The organism is Collinsella aerofaciens (genome assembly GCF_015554145.1).
Lineage (GTDB): Bacteria > Actinomycetota > Coriobacteriia > Coriobacteriales > Coriobacteriaceae > Collinsella > Collinsella aerofaciens_AA.
The window spans coordinates 152,985-169,697 of the sequence record NZ_JADNHZ010000002.1 but is presented as its reverse complement, the minus strand read 5'-3'; the positions used below and the strand labels follow the sequence as shown (position 1 = coordinate 169,697).

Below are 16,713 nucleotides of genomic sequence, written 5' to 3'. Positions count from 1 at the left end.
GGGGCTATTTCCGCGTTGCGCTAGCTGCGGAAACGCGGGGTCCGTTCAGGCTGTTGCGCTGAGATTGAAAATCAACCGGCGGGTTTCCCGCCGGTCAAAAGAGCGGGCTAAGCGGGCGAGGCTGCCATTGCTGCCTTGCCCGCTCAGCTAGGACGTTACTCCTTGTTGCGACGGTAGAGGAAGTAACCACCGGCGGAGATGACGGCAACGCCAGCGATGGCGAATGCAGCCACCATGCGGCCATCAAAACGATCACCGGTGGTGGGCAGGCCGCCCTTGGTGTTCGTTTTGTTGGCGGTTACTGTGGTTGTGGTGTCCGACTTGCCAGGCTTCTCAGGCTTGGTGGTGGGCTGCTCGGGCTTAGCGGGCTGCTCGGGGGTGCCGGGCTGCTCGGGGGTGCCGGGCTGCTCGGGGGTGCCGGGCTGATCCGGGGTGACCGGATCGGTGGCAAGAGCATCCTTGGCGTAAGTGATGGACACCTTGAGGCCGTTGGTCTCGGTGTTCAGGTCGCTCGGGGTGAAGGGCTCGTCAAAGTTTCCGGCCTTCTGATAGGCGCGCATCTCCTGGAGCAGGGCCTTGCACTTGACGTAGGTGTTCTCGGTGGCAGCCTTGCCGGCCTTGTTGGCCAGAGCGGTGCGGCCCTCGGTGGTCGTCTCGGCCAGCATGGCGGCGTCGACTTCCTTGTTCTGTTCGATGAGCTCGTTCTGGAGTGCATCGAGGTAGGAGCGGACGCTGATACCAAGGGTATCGGGATTCTCAAAGCAGAGGGAGCTGATGTCCATGAGGACGTAGTTGATGGAGTTCTCGGGCTCCTCGTTGTTCACGATGTCCGTCTCTTTGCAGTGGTCGAAGGAGACGGTCTGGTCGCTGAAATACGGGCTAACCTCGGTAATCAGCGCGGAGTAGAAGGGGATGGCGACGGAGTACGCGGCGCGGGAGAGCATTTCCCACTGGATTGTTGCAACCTGGGGATCAAGACCGTTGCGAACCTGGAAGACGTGAATCTCGGTGTTGCGCTCGGTGCCGATGGCATAGGCACCGTCAGTGTTGGCGTTAAGGCCCGGGGTATTCTCGCCACGGTTACCGAGAGAGCGAATCATCTCAAAGGTAGTCCAGTCTTTCTTTCCAGGCTGGAAGAACAGCGGCTGCATCTCGTGGACCAAGGCGCCGGTCGTGGCGCGAGCCTCTTCGCGCTCGTCCTTGACGATCTCGTAGTCGGTGCCCTCCTGGAGCTCGTTGCCAAAGTAGTTACGGCCCTGGACGTAGCGGGTCCACTGGTGCATACCGGAATTCTGAATGGTCTCGCCATAGGTTGCGGCGACGTCGAACTTGCCGTCGGTGTACTCGGCAAAGCCCTTCTCCTTAGGCATGGACTCGATGCCCTCGGAGTGCAGGCAGTTCTCGGGGTCGTTGAGGTCGACATCGTAGTTGAGGTTGCCGATGTTGGGGTTGATCGAGGCGACGTCGTCGGCGAGCTTCATGCCGATCCACTGGTGACCGGAAAGCACGGCAAATAGCCAGGTCTCGTTGTTGTCGGCGATGATGATCTGGTCGTTGGAGCAGACGCCCTGCTCGTCAATCAGGCTGCCGAGGAGCTCGACGCCCTCGCGGGCCGTGGCGCTCTCGCCCAGGATGACGCTGGCGTAGTTGTACTCGCCGATGCCGGTTTTAGTCAGGGGGTCTGCTGTCTCGGCATCTGCATTCATACTGGTGCTTAGCGTGGCGGAGCAGGATACGCCCTTCTCGTTGATGCCTGCTTCAGAGTAGGCATCCCAGCGTTCATCCCACTGCGAGGGATGGTCGCGTACATAGGTGTAGCGATACGTGGTCTTGGTCGAGGTGTACATGAACGAAGACTCGTCCGAGCTGTACGTATGTCCCGGGCCGTGAGAGGGCTCAATGCCAAAGTGCTTAAGATAGCGCGGGCCATAGTCCTCGGAACGGCCGTAGTACGTGTTGCCGTCGGCCGTAAGGTTTTTGCCCATGTAGACCTGCGTGCAAGCGAGTGCAGAGGTCGGCATGGACATGATGGTTGCAGCTCCAAATGCAAGGCCTATGCCAAGCTTCTTGAGCGCGTTGACGGGGCGAGTTTTCCTCATTTTCCCTCCCAGCGTGCGAAAGCCCTCTGTCGCCAGAGGGCTTCAGCCAATAAAGACACCTCATTAGCGTAACGAACTGGAAACAATATTCATCTATGAAAGAAACTTACTCGATAAGCGTGATGAAATATGCGATGAGCGGTTAATCGTACTCAGTTTGCAACTTTACTTTAATAAAGACGCCCTGTAATTACTGTAGCCGAATAAAGTAGCTGGGAATGCCCGAAATGAAAATCCCCCGCTATTTGACGAATGCATAAACAGCGGGAGAGGCGATAACTGGATGAATATCATACCAATGTGGATTTACTTCTTTCGGCGGTGAATCACGTTGATGGCGTAACCGACGAGCATGGCCAAGACGATGACAATAAAGCCGATCAGGGGATTGTCGTTCATAGGGTCCTCCTATTTTCCGAGCGGGGAGAATTCGTCGACGATGAGGTCGAGGCATTGCGGAAGCGCGCGGGCTCCAAAGACGCCCGAATTGCTGGAGATAATCTCGCCATCGAACTGCATGCCCAGTGACGGGGTGCAGGTGATCTTGGCTTCCTTGGTCTGGATGATCTTGAACTGTGGGCGCCCGAGTACCTTACCGGCGGGGTCAAGCGCAGCGGTGATCACAGTAGGCAGCAGCTGAACGGTGCGCACGGGTTCGATGACCGCAATATCGACCATGCCATCGTTCATGCGGCAGTCGGGGAACAGGTTGATGTCGTTTTGAATGACCGAGGTATTGCCCGCCATGCAGCAGATGCCGTCGAGCTCCTCGACAATGCCGTCGTGCTCAATGGTAAAGTGCGCCACCGTGGGGTTGGGCGTGGCGAGAGCGGAGAGGAAGTAGGCGATCTCGCCGATGTCGTTTTTGGTGGGAGCGGCCTTCATCATGATCTCGGCGTCGAAGCCCGAGCCGGCGATGATGATAAAGCCGTGGCGCTTCTCTCTGCCGTTCTCGTCGAGCCAAAAGAGCTCGCCCATGTCCACTTTGACCGTGCGACCGGCGCGGCAAGCCTTGGCAAGCGCCGCCGCCTCAGGGGCATTGCCGATGTTGTTGAAGAACAGGCAGGCCGTGCCGGAGGGGAAGACGAGCGTGGGGACGCCGCATCCGCGCATCTGGTCGAGCACGTTGGAGACGGTGCCGTCGCCGCCCGAAATCACCACGCGATCAAACTCGCGCACGTCTGCCACGGCGTCCTCGGGTTCCATGCCATCGCCGATAAAACGCATCACGACCTCGTCGCCGCCCTGCGCGAGGGCGTGCGTGAATGCGTAGATTTCATCTGAGCTGGGGCCCGATGCCGGGTTGTGGATGATAAGGCAGCGCATACTTACGTTCCCGTTCTGTGACTAACCGAGTATAGTTGTAAGACAATGCCGTTATCCTACCCGTGTTTTTCGGGCCTAACCTTATTCGATGGGTTGATATGTACATTTCCACACATCAGGCTCTACTCGACTTTTGCCAGCGCGCCCGTGAGTTTGACGCGATTGCCGTCGATACCGAGTTTTTGCGCGAGCGCACGTTCCATCCGCGCCTGTGTTTGGTTCAGATTGCCACCCCTGCCGAGAGCGTCGCGGTCGACCCTCTGGTGATCGACGACCTGTCGCCGCTGGCCGAGCTTATGGCCGACGAGAGCGTGACCAAAGTCTTCCACGCCTGCTCGCAGGATATGGAGGTTATGCTCCATACCGTGGGCGTGCTGCCGCGTCCGATTTTTGACACGCAGGTGGCCGCCGCCTTTTTGGGCGAACGCCAGCAGATTTCCTACGGCGCGCTCGTGCAGACGTTTTGCGGCGTCTCGCTGCCCAAGACCGAGTCGCTGACCGACTGGTCGCGTCGCCCGCTGACCGACAAACAGATCGAGTACGCGATCGATGACGTCAAGTACCTGATCGTCGCCTATACCGAGATGATGAGCCGCCTGCGCGAGCTGGGCCGCGTGGACTGGGTGCTCGACGAGCTGCGCCCGCTGGCTGACGAGTCGCACTATCGCGCCGATCGCCACGAGGCGTTCCGTAAGGTCAAACGCATCAATTCGTGCAGCCGTCACCAGTTGGGCATCGCGCGCGAGCTCGCCGCCTGGCGCGAGGACCGCGCCGAGCGCCGTAACATCCCGCGCAAGTGGGTCATGTCCGACGACACGCTGCTTGCGCTCGTTAAGCGCAATCCCGTGCGCGTTGAGGAGTTCCGTAGCATTCGTGGTACCGACCAGTTGGGGGAGCGCGATGTGGACGGCGCGCTCATGGCCATCAAGCGCGGCGCGAGCTGCCCGCACGATCGCCTGCCGCTCATGGTGCGCGGGCACCGTCAGATCTCGCCGGAGCTGGAGAGCGTGACGGACCTGATGTATGCGCTCATCCGCCTGGTTGCCGAACGCTCGGGAGTGGCGACCTCGGTTATTGCCTCGCGCGATGACCTGGCCGACTACATTGAGCATCCCGAGCAGAGCCCCCTGCGTGAAGGCTGGCGTTTTGAGCTTGTGGGCTCGCGTCTGGACGATCTGCTTTCCGGCAATATGGGACTCACCGTGAAGGACGGAAAGATTGAGTTGTTATAGGTATATAGTTACGCGGTTTTACCAAACCGCGTAACAGCTCGACGCTGCAAACGGCCGAGAGCGAGCAATCTGACGTTCAATCGTCGCTCGCGTACCAAAGTACGCGTCGCTTCTCTTTCACGTCACCTTGCTCGCTCTCGGCCGTTTTCGCTGACATTGCCAAAACATCGATGTTGATTTGCCTGCTGGGCGAGTGGGTAGAATGCCTCCAACGTGTAACTCGATTTGGAGGAATTCGCATGCCCTATTACTATGGATATGGCTTTGGCATCGACCCGCTGTACCTGCTGGTTGTTCTTGTTTGTACGGTGCTTGGCCTTGCTGCGCAGAGCTATATCAACTCGACGTACAAGACGTGGTCCAAGGTTCGCTCGGACGGCGACACGGGTGCCACGGTCGCTCGCCGCATGCTCGACGCCAACGGCTGCAATGCCGTGGGTATCAAGGGCGTCGCTGGTGAGCTTACCGACCACTACAACCCGCAGGACAACAATCTGTATCTGTCGGATTCCAACCGTTCGGGCGGCTCGGTCGCAAGCGTTGCTGTCGCTTGTCACGAGGCAGGCCATGCCGCGCAGCGTCAAAGCGGCTATGCCATGATGAAGGTACGCACCGCCCTCGTGCCGGTCGTCAACTTTACCCAGAACACTTGGACCATCGTGCTGCTCATGGGCCTGTTTATGAACATCGCGGGACTCACGACCCTCGCACTGATCTTCTTCTCGTTTAGCGTGCTGTTCCAACTGGTTACGCTACCGGTCGAGATTGATGCTAGCCGGCGCGCCGTGGCGTATATTGAGCAGTCGGGTATGAGCTCCAAGCAGGTCAACGGTGCCAAGAAGGTGCTGACGGCCGCCGCGCTTACCTATGTGGCTGCGGCGCTCACCTCGATTATTCAGCTGCTCTATCTTATGGCTCGCTACAACAGAAACTCCAACCGATAACAAATTGGGTCGCTGGGCGCCGCGGGAATTTGTGTCCCCGCGGCGCTGTACTATGTGTTGGACTTGAATTTGCGCAGGGCCGGAGCCCTTGTGCACGATGACGAAAGGAGGCTGCGTGGCAGGCTGGAATCTAACCGGCAATGCCGTTTCCGCCGAGTTCGACGGTTCGGATGAGCAGGAGCGCAAGGAGCTCAGCGTGAGCCAGGCGGTAGAGATCGCCGCCGGTGCGCTCGATGCCATTCCGCAGCTGAGCGTTCTGGGCGAGGTCACGGGTTTTCGTGGCCCAAACGCCCGAAGCGGCCACTGCTATTTCCAGATCAAGGACGATTCGGCCGCCGTTGACTGCATCATCTGGAAGGGCGCCTACCTTAAGCGCACCTTCGACTTGCGTGACGGCATGCAGGTGAGCTTTAAGGGCAGCTTCAATCTCTATAAGGCCACGGGCCGCATGAGCTTTGTCGCTCGCTCGTTTTCGCTGGCGGGGGAGGGTCTGCTGCGTCAACAGGTGGCGCAGTTGGCCGAAAAGCTACGCCGCGAGGGACTGATGGACGAGTCCCGCAAACGCCGCATCCCGGTGTTTTGCTCACGCGTGGCGGTCGTCACCTCGCTTTCCGGTGCGGTAATCGACGACGTCAAGCGTACGCTGCGCCGTCGCAACCCGCTCGTCGAGCTTGTCTGCGTGGGCGCCAAGGTTCAAGGCGAGGGTGCGCCGGCCGAGCTCATTGATGGCTTGCGCCGCGCCGCTTCCATTACGCCGGCGCCCGACTGTATTTTGCTGGTGCGCGGCGGCGGCTCCTTTGAGGACCTCATGACCTTTAATGACGAGGAGCTTGCCCGCGCGGTGGCGGCTTGTCCTGTGCCCGTGGTGACCGGCATTGGCCATGAGCCCGATACCTCGATTTGCGACATGGTGAGCGACCGACGCGCCTCCACGCCCACGGCGGCGGCAGAATCGGTGGCGCCGGCTATGACGGAGTTGGCCGATGTGCTCGAGGCGCGCCATCAGCGTCTGGGTGCCGCGATGGCATCGATGATTGGGTCGGCCCAGGTCGACCTGGAGATGCTCGATCAGCGCGGTCGCCGTGCCTGGGATACCTATACGGCTCGCTTGGGTGATGCGCTCGATGCCGCTGCGTGTCGCCCGTGCCTCAACGACCCCACATTTATGGTCGAGCGTCGCGAATCGGAGCTTGCGCTGACTGCCGATCGCCTGTCGGGCGCCATAGTACGCTCGGTCGGGACATTCCGCTCCAACTTTGAGCGCTTGCCCGAGCGTCTGATTACAAGCACCTCGGGGCTCGATGGTAAGCGCCATGCGCTCACGCTTGCGAGTTCCCGCCTAGAGCATCAAGGGCGCACGATGCTCAGCAAGCCAGCGTCCGACCTGAGCCGTGCGGCAGCGTCGCTCGATGCCCTGTCGCCGCTCAAAGTGCTTGCTCGCGGCTATTCCATCGCGTACAGCGATGATGGTGTGGCTACGAGTGCCAAGACCTTTAAGCCTGGCGACGCCATTCGCGTGCGCATGGCAGACGGCAACGTGGCAGCAACGGTCGATACGGTCGAGTAGACCGCGTTTCGCAGTGATAGACCCTTAGGAAAGGAAACAGATATGGCAGAGAAGACCCCGGTCGAGCAGCTTACGTACAAGCAGGCCTCGCAGGAGCTGGAGCTCATCATCCGCAGCCTGGAGTCGGGCGATATGGAGCTTGAGGAGTCGCTCGAGAGCTACACCCGCGGCGTCGAGCTCCTCAAAAGCCTGCGCACCCGCCTGTCCGATGCCGAGCAGAAGGTCTCGGTGCTCCTTAAGGACGTCGACGGCAACGACGTGCTCGCCGACGGCGAGGCCGCCAACACCGATGATAACCTTTCGTTCTAAGCATCTCGACCAAATATAATTACCTTGGTCTGTAAGAAAGGAACCAGCTATGTGCGATTGCATCTTCTGTAAAATTGCCAACCACGAGATCCCCTCGACCGTTGTCTATGAGGACGACCAGGTCATCGCCTTCGACGACCTCAACCCGCAGGCGCCGGTCCACACGCTCGTGATCCCCAAGAAGCACTACAGCGACATCGCCGACAACGTGCCTGCCGAGACCATGGGCGCCATGGCTCACGCCATCCAGGAGGTCGCCAAGGCCAAGGGACTGGAGGACGGTTTCCGCGTCATTTCCAACAAGGGTGTCAACGCCGGCCAGACCGTCATGCACTTCCATATGCACGTCCTCGGCGGCAAAAACCTGGGCGAGAACCTCATCTGAGGGCGCGTAGCCCGTCGACTTGGCTGCCTTTGGAGTAATCTATGCAGCTTTCTCAACTCGAATACCTTCAAGCGGTAGCGAACTATGGCGGCGTGCGCAAAGCAGCTCGCGCCGTTCATGTGAGTCCGCAGGCTGTTTCGTCGGCAATCAAAAAGTTGGAATCTGAGTATCAGATTGTTTTGCTCAACCGATCGGCGGGGGAGGCTGTTTTGTCTTCGGCGGGCAGAGAATTTGCGCGTCGTGCACGCGTGATCCTGGCACAAGTCGACGATCTCAAAAAGTACGCTCAATCGGGGAGCGACGGCGTTTCGCCCGATGGCCACTTTCGTCTTTACGCCCCCTGCCTTCATGGGCGGGGGCGCCTTTTTGCCGAAAACTGGTATGACTCGTTTGAACGCTCGCATCCTCAGATTCACCTTGATGTGTGGCATCAGCCAACGGCTACATGCTTTGAATCACTTGTGCTTGGTATTTCGGATGCGGCCATCTCATTTGAGGAACCAAGGGACAGTGTCCTTTCTTCGAAATACTTGGGTGAAAAGGAGCTCAAGGTTCTTTCATGCCCAGCGGGTCATCAATCTGTGGGCGCCATGACCATTCGCGAGTTACTGGGCGGCAGGCTCGCTGTTCCCATTAATTTGTCACCCTGTCTCAATGCAATCAATCAATGTCCCGAAGCCCAGCTCGTCAATTTTCGCTTCCGTGATGTTGAATACGGAAACAGGGCGCAGACTGAGTTTCTTCAAGCCGGGGGATTGATATTGAGTTTTTCTGGCTCTTCTCTCGCATCAGATGTATTGGAAGTGAGCGAGTGCTCCATTGAAGGTTCGCGTGACGTAGCCTTGCCCATCTACTTTTGCTATCGACAAAATGCCTGGACTGATCGACGCCAGACGGTTTTTCTGCACCTATTGCGTCATCTTGCTTCGTGAGATTAATTGGCTTCGAGGCATCAAGTGATTATTGACGCCTTGTAACACATAGCTGACAGCTTTGCCCTCATGTTTTTCCAAGATTCCGATTTAGATTGCTGACTCTTGGAGGGTGGAGCATGAAAAACCGTACGGTTTTGCTTTATATGACGTTCGTTTTTCTGTCGAACTTCAGCACCATCTTGTATTTTCTAACTGTCTACCTTGAGTTCGTCGGACTTTCGATGGTATCGATTTCTAGCATGATGATTGCATATCAAGTGAGCAAGTTCATCCTTGAAGTTCCCACTGGCTATATTGCTGATAGGTTTGGACGAAAGACAAGCGGTCTCGTTGGCGTCGTGGGAATGCTTGGATACTACGCCGCCCTGCTTCTCGTCCGTTCTCCCCTGCTTTTAATCGGTGCGTTCGCTCTCAAGGGTTTTGCCGTTGCGTGTGTGAGCGGATCCATCGAAGCGATTTACATTGACAGCGTCTCTCAGGACCAGCTCGTAAGACTTAATGTCGTTGAGCGATTTGTTTTCTGTGCCTCTTATGCCATCTCCGCTTGCGTGGGCGGTTTCATTTCGTCCGCCGGTGCATATCTCATTGGTCTTTCGGCAGATATCATCGCAATGGTGTTGACGTTGGTTGTCGTTGTCTGCATTCCTGAGATGCGAAGAGGGGACACTGCGGCGACACCTGAACATGGGATTAGCCCGAAGATGATCGGTGCCGCTATTGCGGGTAATGGCATTCTTCGTTCAGCGTTCATCATGGACTGTTCTCAGGCATTTGCTTTTGTCGCCCTGGAAGACTTTTTCTCACTGCTGCTTGCGGGTCGCGGAATGAATACCGTCGCTTCGGGTGTGACCATTGCGGTCCAGCTTCTTACCTCCGCCTCCATGGGACTTATTGTGCCCTGTGCGATTGCTCATGTCGACAAGGGCCGCTTTGCGCGTATTTGCGGCATCGTGCGCCTTTTCCTGACAGCTTTGTTTTTGATTCCCCTTACTCCGGCTAATTTGCTGCCCGTGTTCTATGTGCTGCAGACGGTTGCGTACTCGTTATTTGCTCCAATTAAATACTCAATTTTTCAAAAAGCAGCCGATTCTTCGATGCGCTGTTCACTGATTTCGGTTCAAAGCCAGATGGTGGCGGTGGGTGCCGTTCTTTTCTATCTGCTCAACGCTGTGTTGAGTAGCGTTGCGGGCATTCGAGTCGTATTGCTTGTCGCGCTCGGGATTTCTTCCCTTGTGTATATCCCCGCGCTATTTCATCTTACAAGTCAAAGGACATGAGTATTTAGGCACCGATAACTTATATATCAACGCAATAAACCCGAGCGCGAGGGCGTTTGGGTTTATTATTGAAACGTATGTAACCTGGCGGCGCCACACCGCCTGTTAGTAGGGAGACACATGAACGTTCTGGTCGTCAACGCAGGATCTTCGACCCTTAAGTATCAGGTCATCGATACCAAGTCCCATAAGGTGTCCGCAAAGGGCTCCTGCGAGCGCGTCTGCTTTACCGGCGGTACCTTCACCCACGCTGCCAACGGCTCCAAGAAAGTGACCGAGAACATCGAGTTCCCCGACCACAAGGTCGCCATCGAGGTCGTCCTGAAGGACCTCGAGGCCAACGGCGTCAAGATCGAGGGTATCGGCCATCGTATCGTTCAGGGCGGTTGGTACTTCGGCGATTCCTCCCTCGTCGACGAGGACGTCCTCGCCAAGATCCGCGAGGTCGCCCCGCTGGCGCCGCTGCACAACAACCCCGAGGCCAACGTTATCGAGTACTGCCTCGAGCAGTATCCCGACCTGCCCAACGTTACGGTCTATGACACCGCCTTCCACTTCAACATGCCCGAGGTCGCCAAGACTTACGCTCTGCCCAAGGATGTTTGCGACAAGCTGCACATCCGTAAGTACGGCGCCCACGGCACCAGCTACCGTTATATCTCCAAGAAGGTCGCTGAGATGACCAACGGCGAGGCCCGCAAGGTCGTCGTGTGCCATATCGGCTCCGGCGCTTCCCTGTGCGCCATCGAGGACGGCAAGTGCATGGACACCACCATGGGCTTGACCCCGCTCGACGGCGTCATGATGGGCACCCGCTGCGGTTCCATCGACCCGGCTACCGTGTGCTACCTGCAGCGCGAGGGCGGCTACACCTTCGACGAGGTCGACGAGATGATGAACAAGAAGTCCGGCCTTTTGGCTGTGACCGGCGGCAAGACCAACGACTGCCGCAACGTCGAGGAGCTCGCCGCTGCTGGTGACCCCGAGGCTCAGCTCGCCTTCGACATGTTTGTCTACAAGATTGCCGCCAAGGCTGCCGAGATGGCCACTTCTATGTGCGGTATGGACACCCTGGTCTTTACCGCCGGCATCGGCGAGCACGCTCCGGCTGTCCGCGCCGGCGTTGCCGACCGCTTGGCCTTTATGGGCGTCAAGATGGATCATGCCCGCAACGCCCTGCGTGGTGACGGCGCTTGGTGCCTGTCTGCCAAGGATTCCAAGGTCAAGATTTTCGTCATCCCCACGGACGAGGAGTTCATGATCGCTTCCGACGTCGAGCGCATCGTCAACGGCAAGTAATTCCAAGAGGGGAGGGGCTGGACGACCGAGCGCCGTTCAGCCCCTCTTTTGTGCTCGTTGGGCGATATGCCTGATAGCTATTTATCAAGTTGTGATAACTTCTTATTAACATGCGGCCGCCTTAAGGGGTCTGCGCCGACCGTATCGCACTGCAAAGGAGTCTCATGAACGTACTTGTTGTCAACGCCGGTAGCTCAAGCCTTAAATATCAGCTTTTGGATACCGATACCCGCGAGGTTTTCGCCAAGGGCAACTGCGAACGTATCGGTTCGGACATGGGCATCTTTGGCCACTCCGAGAACGGTGGCGCCAAGCAAACCGAGGAGGTCCCCTTCCCGGACCACCGTTCGGCTATCGCACGTGTGCTCGAGGAGCTTGAGAAGACCGACTTTACGATCGATGGCATTGGGCATCGTATTGTTCAGGGTGGCTGGTACTTTGACGATTCCGCGGTCGTCGACGATGAGGTCATGGCTAAGATCCTCGAGGTGGCACCGCTTGCCCCGCTGCACAACTACGGCGAGGCGGCGGCAATCGAGTATTGTCGCGAGAAGTATCCGGAGCTGCCCAACGTGGCCGTCTTCGACACCTCGTTCCACATGACTATGCCCGAGGTCGCCTACACCTACGCCCTGCCCAAGGACGTGTGTGACAAGTATCACGTGCGCAAGTACGGCGCCCACGGCACAAGCCACCGCTATGAGTGGATGATGGCCAAGGAGATCCTGGGTTCGCGCTGCCACCGTCTGCTTTCGTGTCATCTGGGCAACGGCGCTTCGCTCGCCGCCATTGAGGACGGTGTATGCCGCGATACCACGATGGGCCTCACGCCGCTCGACGGCCTGATGATGGGCACCCGTTGTGGTTCCATTGACCCGGCTACCGTGTGCTACCTGCAGCGCGAGGGCGGCTACAGCTACCAGGAAGTCGATGACATGATGAACAAGCAGTCTGGTCTGCTTGCCATCTCGGGCATCTCCAACGACGCCCGTGACATCCGTACGCGCGCCTCCGAGGGCGACGAGCGCTGCCTGCTCGCCTTCGATATGTTCGCCTACAAGGCCATGCAGCAGGCCGGCTCCATGATCGCTTCAATGGCGGGCGTGGACACCATTACCTTTACCGCCGGCATTGGCGAGAATGACTGGTCGATCCGCAAGGCCTTCTGCGACTGCTTCGAGTGGCTGGGCGTGCGCATCGACAACAACAAGAACCGCGAGGCCGTGGGTAACGGCCCGCAGGTCATCAGCGCCGCCGGCTCTTCCGTCACGGTCATGGTCATCCCCACCGACGAGGAATACATGATCGCCCACGACGTCGAGCGTCTGACCAAGAACAACTAACGCATTCGTCTGTAATTGACAAAAAGGCCTCCAGAGCAACAGCCCGGAGGCCTTTTTACTAGCAGGCGGAAATTCCAGTTCCAAAGTGATCATCGCCGGCAACGCCTGCGCTCCCAGCAACGTCACCCATTCGTTCAGATCCTCAGCCCCAGCTCGTAGCCAAGCCGCCGCCCACTCCAGATTCCCTGACTGCTGCGTGACGGCAGGGACCCTGCAGGGCAAAGCTCTGAAAACATTCCGCAGGACGCAAAGAGGCTCCGCCGCGCGAAGCGCGCAGCGGAGCCTCTTTGCATGTCCGAGGACGTTTTCAGAGCTTTGCCCTGCAGGGTCCCGAGGGGATATGTAAGCTATTCAGCCATCTGAGCCTGGACGGCGGTGATGGCCACGACACCCACGATGTCGTCGGCAGAGCAGCCGCGCGACAGGTCGTTGACCGGCTTGGCGATGCCCTGCAGGATGGGGCCGTAGGCGTCGGCACCGGCGAAGCGCTGGACCAGCTTGTAGCCGATGTTGCCGGCCTCGAGGTCGGGGAACACGAGCACGTTGGCCTTGCCGGCGACAGAGGAACCGGGAGCCTTGAGCTGGGCGACGGTGGGGACGATAGCGGCGTCGAGCTGCAGGTCGCCGTCGATGGCGAGCTCGGGAGCCTTCTCCTTGCAGAACTTCACGGCCTCTTGGACCTTCTTGGCGACCTCGCCGCCAGCGGAACCCATGGTGGAGTAGGAGAGCATGGCCACGTGCGGCTCAACGTTGCCCATGAAGGTGGACCAGGAGTGGGCGGAGGCGATGGCGATCTCGGAGAGCTCGTCGGAGGACGGGTTGATGTTGAGGCCACAGTCGGCGAAGATCAGCGTGCCGTCGGTGCCGAACTGCGGGGTGTCGGTGCACATCACGAAGAAGGCCGAGACCAGCTTGGTGCCCGGGGCGGTCTTGAGGATCTGAAGCGCAGGGCGCAGGGTGTCGGCGGTGGAGTGGCAGGCGCCGGAGACCAGGCCGTCGGCGTCGCCCATCTTGACCATCATGGTGCCAAAGTAGGTGGCGTCCATCACCTGGGCGCGAGCCTGCTCGATGGTAACGCCCTTCTTGGCGCGGAGCTCGGCAAACTTCTGCGCGTACTCCTCGTGCTTCTCGGCATTGCGCGGGTCGATGACGGTAGCGCCGGGAACGTTGATCTCGTCGGGGTTGCCCAGGATGACGATCTTTGCCAGGCCCTCCTCGATGATCTTGGTGGCCGCGACGATGGTACGCGGATCCTCGCCCTCGGGCAGGACGATCGTCTTAAGGTCGGCCTTGGCGGCAGACTTCATACGGTTTAGGAAATCGCTCATGTTACTCCTTACAAGCGTTTCGCTAAGCTCCAGGCGCCCGGCTGTTCACGAATAAACCCGCTGCTAGCGGGTTTACCTTTCAATTATGTACGCCGCGGTGCTTGAGCTTTCCTTGTGTGGCAAGCTCATTATAGGACGCATTAGCGCTATAATCGCTCTGATAAATATGTCTCGAAGAATGTTCGAGAAAAGCCCAGCTAACGAGCCCGTGGCTTTTGACAAGGAGTATCGATGCAGATTACCTCAGGCCTGCCTGAAGGCTTTAACGCCGGCGCGTACGACATGATTGTCGTCGGTGCTGGATATGCCGGTGCCGTTTGCGCCCGCCGTCTTGCCGAGACCATCGGCTATCGTGTTGCCGTTTTGGAGCGCCGTAGCCACATTGCGGGCAATGCCTATGACTGCACTGACGAGGCCGGAATCCTGATCCACGAGTACGGTCCGCATATCTATCACACCTTTAACGAGCGCGTGCACAATTTCCTGTCGCGCTTTACCAAGTGGACGGATTATCAGCACAAGGTGCTCGCCAACATCAACGGTACCCTTATGCCCGTGCCCTTCAACCATGCGAGTCTCAAGCTCGCCTTTGGTGACGAGCGCGGCGAGGAGCTGTATCAGAAGCTCGTGGAGACCTTTGGCAAGGATGTCAAGGTGCCCATTATGGAGCTGCGTAAGAAGAACGACCCCGACTTGGCCGAGGTCGCCGATTACGTCTACGAGAACGTCTTTTTGCATTACACCATGAAGCAGTGGGGCCAGACGCCCGATCAGATCGACCCCTCGATCACCGGCCGCGTTCCCGTCTTTGTGGGTGATGATGACCGCTACTTCCCGCAAGCTCCCTTCCAGGGCATGCCGCAGGAGGGCTACACGGCGCTCTTTGAGCACATGCTCGACCACGATCTGATCGACGTGTTCTGCGACGTGGACGCCCGCGATCTCTTTGAGATCGACGAGACCACCGTCAAGATCGATGGCAAGGTCTACGGCGGCGAGATTGTCTATACCGGTCCTCTCGATGAGCTGTTCAGCCTCGACTTGGGTGCGTTGCCGTACCGCACGCTCGATATGAAGTTCGAGACGCTCGATATGGACCAGTTCCAGCCCGTGGGCACCGTCAACTACACCACGAGCGAGGACTACACGCGTATCACCGAGTTCAAGAACATGACCGGTCAGGTCCTGCCCGGCAAGACCACCATCATGAAAGAGTACTCCAAGGCCTATACGCCCGGCTCGGGCGAGACGCCGTACTACGCCATTCTTGAGCCCGAGAACCGTGAGCTCTATGAGCGCTATCTTGAGCGCGTCCAGAACCTGACGAACTTCCACCCGGTGGGTCGTCTGGCCGAGTATCGTTACTACGATATGGACGCCGTGACCAATTCCGCCCTCGATCTTTCGGATGAGATTATCGCCTGCCATGCATAAAGTCATAACATTCGGTATTCCCTCGTATAACGCCGCCAAGGACATGGACCATTGCATCACCTCTATCTTGGAGGGGAGCAATTACGCCACCGATATCGAGATTATCGTGGTGGACGACGGCTCCAAGGACGAGACGGCCGCAAAGGCCCGCGAGTGGGAGGCCCGTTACCCTGGAATCATCCGCGCGGTGCACCAGGAGAATGGCGGTCACGGTATTGCCGTCCTTTCGGGTCTGCGCGAGGCGCAGGGCACCTACTACAAGGTTGTCGACTCGGACGACTGGCTTGACGGCGCTGCCCTTTCGACCATGCTGTCGATTCTGCGTGGCTTTGAGGAGCGCGACCAGCGCGTTGACCTGTTTATCTCGAACTACGTGTACGAGAAGGTTTACGAGGGGACGCATACCGCTATTGGCTACAAATTTGCCCTGCCGCGCAAAAAGATCTTTTCTTGGGATCAGATCGGTCATTTCCGCCTGGACCAGAACCTACTCATGCACAGCCTGTGCTATCGCACGGATGTGCTGCGCGAGTCCAACCTTCCCATGCCGCCGCACACGTTCTATGTGGACAACATCTACGCCTACGTGCCGCTGCCGCGTTGCAAGACCATGTACTACGCCGACATCGACCTCTACCGCTACTTTATCGGTCGCGAAGGCCAGAGCGTCAACGAGGCAACGATGGTCAAGCGTCTGGACCAGCAGTTCCGTGTTACGCGTATCATGATGGAGTCGTACCACCTGTACAGCGATGTCGAGTCGTCGCGTCTGCGTTCGTACATGATGGGCTACTTCACCATGATGATGGCGATCTGCTCGGTGCTTACCAAGCTTTCCGAGGAAGATTGCGCCGACGAGCGCCTAAAGACGCTGTGGAATGATTTGAAGGCCTACGACGAGCGCATGTATCGTCGTGCCCGCTACGGCGTGGTCGGGTTCTTCACCAATCTGCGCGGACGGGCCGGAGACAAAACCACACTCGGCCTATACCGTCTTGCCTCAAAGATCTTCAAATTCAACTAGCTGCTGAGTAATCGCTGCTGATAGGTTGACTGGGCCCCTTGGCCTTTAGTTTGATACTGCGAACAGTCCTGCTCGCACGGAAAGCACATTAAGTGCTTTCCGGCTCGTGCGGAACTTGTATCAAACTAAAGGCCAAGGGGCCTCTGCTATAAGAATCGATTGTCAGATAGGTGAATTTGAAGATCTTCGACGCGCGGTACACAGGGGCCTG

At 58.3% G+C, this 16,713-nt stretch carries 14 protein-coding genes; 11 read left to right on the top strand and 3 right to left on the bottom strand.

Annotated features, from left to right (window positions below):
- Window positions 1–155 precede the first annotated feature (155 nt).
- Window positions 156–2,099, bottom strand: a complete 1,944-nt coding sequence (locus tag I2E13_RS01630) for a C69 family dipeptidase (RefSeq protein WP_195403987.1) — start codon at window positions 2,097–2,099, stop codon at window positions 156–158.
- Between the two features lie 408 nt (window positions 2,100–2,507).
- Complete coding sequence (locus tag I2E13_RS01625; RefSeq protein ID WP_117773928.1) at window positions 2,508–3,425, bottom strand: diacylglycerol/lipid kinase family protein; 918 nt, start codon at window positions 3,423–3,425, stop codon at window positions 2,508–2,510.
- Window positions 3,426–3,523: 98 nt separating this feature from the next.
- Here I2E13_RS01625 and rnd point away from each other — a divergent pair, with 98 nt between their 5' ends.
- The 9 genes from rnd (at window position 3,524) to I2E13_RS01580 (ending at window position 12,716) form a co-directional block, all read left to right on the top strand.
- Window positions 3,524–4,657: a ribonuclease D gene (gene rnd / locus I2E13_RS01620; RefSeq protein ID WP_006234315.1), complete on the top strand. Its 1,134-nt coding sequence runs from the start codon at window positions 3,524–3,526 to the stop codon at window positions 4,655–4,657.
- Between the two features lie 239 nt (window positions 4,658–4,896).
- Window positions 4,897–5,601 carry a zinc metallopeptidase gene (locus I2E13_RS01615; protein ID WP_117655317.1) on the top strand — a complete coding sequence of 235 codons (705 nt, stop codon included), beginning with the start codon at window positions 4,897–4,899 and terminating at the stop codon, window positions 5,599–5,601.
- A 115-nt stretch (window positions 5,602–5,716) separates the two neighbouring features.
- Entirely contained in the window at window positions 5,717–7,168 is a 1,452-nt protein-coding gene (gene xseA, locus I2E13_RS01610; RefSeq protein WP_324249364.1) for an exodeoxyribonuclease VII large subunit, read from the top strand.
- 42 nt (window positions 7,169–7,210) lie between these two features.
- Window positions 7,211–7,477 carry an exodeoxyribonuclease VII small subunit gene (xseB, locus tag I2E13_RS01605; RefSeq protein ID WP_006234311.1) on the top strand — a complete coding sequence of 89 codons (267 nt, stop codon included), beginning with the start codon at window positions 7,211–7,213 and terminating at the stop codon, window positions 7,475–7,477.
- Window positions 7,478–7,526: 49 nt separating this feature from the next.
- Window positions 7,527–7,862, top strand: coding sequence for a histidine triad nucleotide-binding protein (locus I2E13_RS01600; RefSeq protein ID WP_035137921.1), 336 nt, complete (start codon window positions 7,527–7,529; stop codon window positions 7,860–7,862).
- 41 nt (window positions 7,863–7,903) lie between these two features.
- Window positions 7,904–8,794 (top strand): LysR family transcriptional regulator, encoded by an 891-nt coding sequence (locus I2E13_RS01595; RefSeq protein WP_117786875.1) that lies wholly within the window; start codon window positions 7,904–7,906, stop codon window positions 8,792–8,794.
- 119 nt (window positions 8,795–8,913) lie between these two features.
- Entirely contained in the window at window positions 8,914–10,074 is a 1,161-nt protein-coding gene (locus I2E13_RS01590; RefSeq protein ID WP_195403986.1) for an MFS transporter, read from the top strand.
- Between the two features lie 120 nt (window positions 10,075–10,194).
- On the top strand, window positions 10,195–11,373 hold the full coding sequence (locus I2E13_RS01585) for an acetate/propionate family kinase (RefSeq protein ID WP_006234305.1): 1,179 nt from the start codon (window positions 10,195–10,197) through the stop codon (window positions 11,371–11,373).
- Window positions 11,374–11,537: 164 nt separating this feature from the next.
- Window positions 11,538–12,716 (top strand): acetate/propionate family kinase, encoded by a 1,179-nt coding sequence (locus I2E13_RS01580; RefSeq protein ID WP_117779455.1) that lies wholly within the window; start codon window positions 11,538–11,540, stop codon window positions 12,714–12,716.
- 347 nt (window positions 12,717–13,063) lie between these two features.
- Here the strand turns inward: I2E13_RS01580 and pta are convergent, their stop codons facing one another.
- Window positions 13,064–14,044 (bottom strand): phosphate acetyltransferase, encoded by a 981-nt coding sequence (gene pta, locus I2E13_RS01575; protein WP_006234296.1) that lies wholly within the window; start codon window positions 14,042–14,044, stop codon window positions 13,064–13,066.
- A 231-nt stretch (window positions 14,045–14,275) separates the two neighbouring features.
- Here pta and glf point away from each other — a divergent pair, with 231 nt between their 5' ends.
- Both glf and I2E13_RS01565 read left to right on the top strand, forming a co-directional pair.
- Window positions 14,276–15,478, top strand: coding sequence for a UDP-galactopyranose mutase (gene glf / locus I2E13_RS01570; RefSeq protein WP_118094540.1), 1,203 nt, complete (start codon window positions 14,276–14,278; stop codon window positions 15,476–15,478).
- Window positions 15,471–16,502 (top strand): glycosyltransferase family 2 protein, encoded by a 1,032-nt coding sequence (locus I2E13_RS01565; RefSeq protein WP_195403985.1) that lies wholly within the window; start codon window positions 15,471–15,473, stop codon window positions 16,500–16,502. The genes glf and I2E13_RS01565 overlap by 8 nt, the downstream gene beginning before the upstream one ends.
- Window positions 16,503–16,713 lie beyond the last annotated feature (211 nt).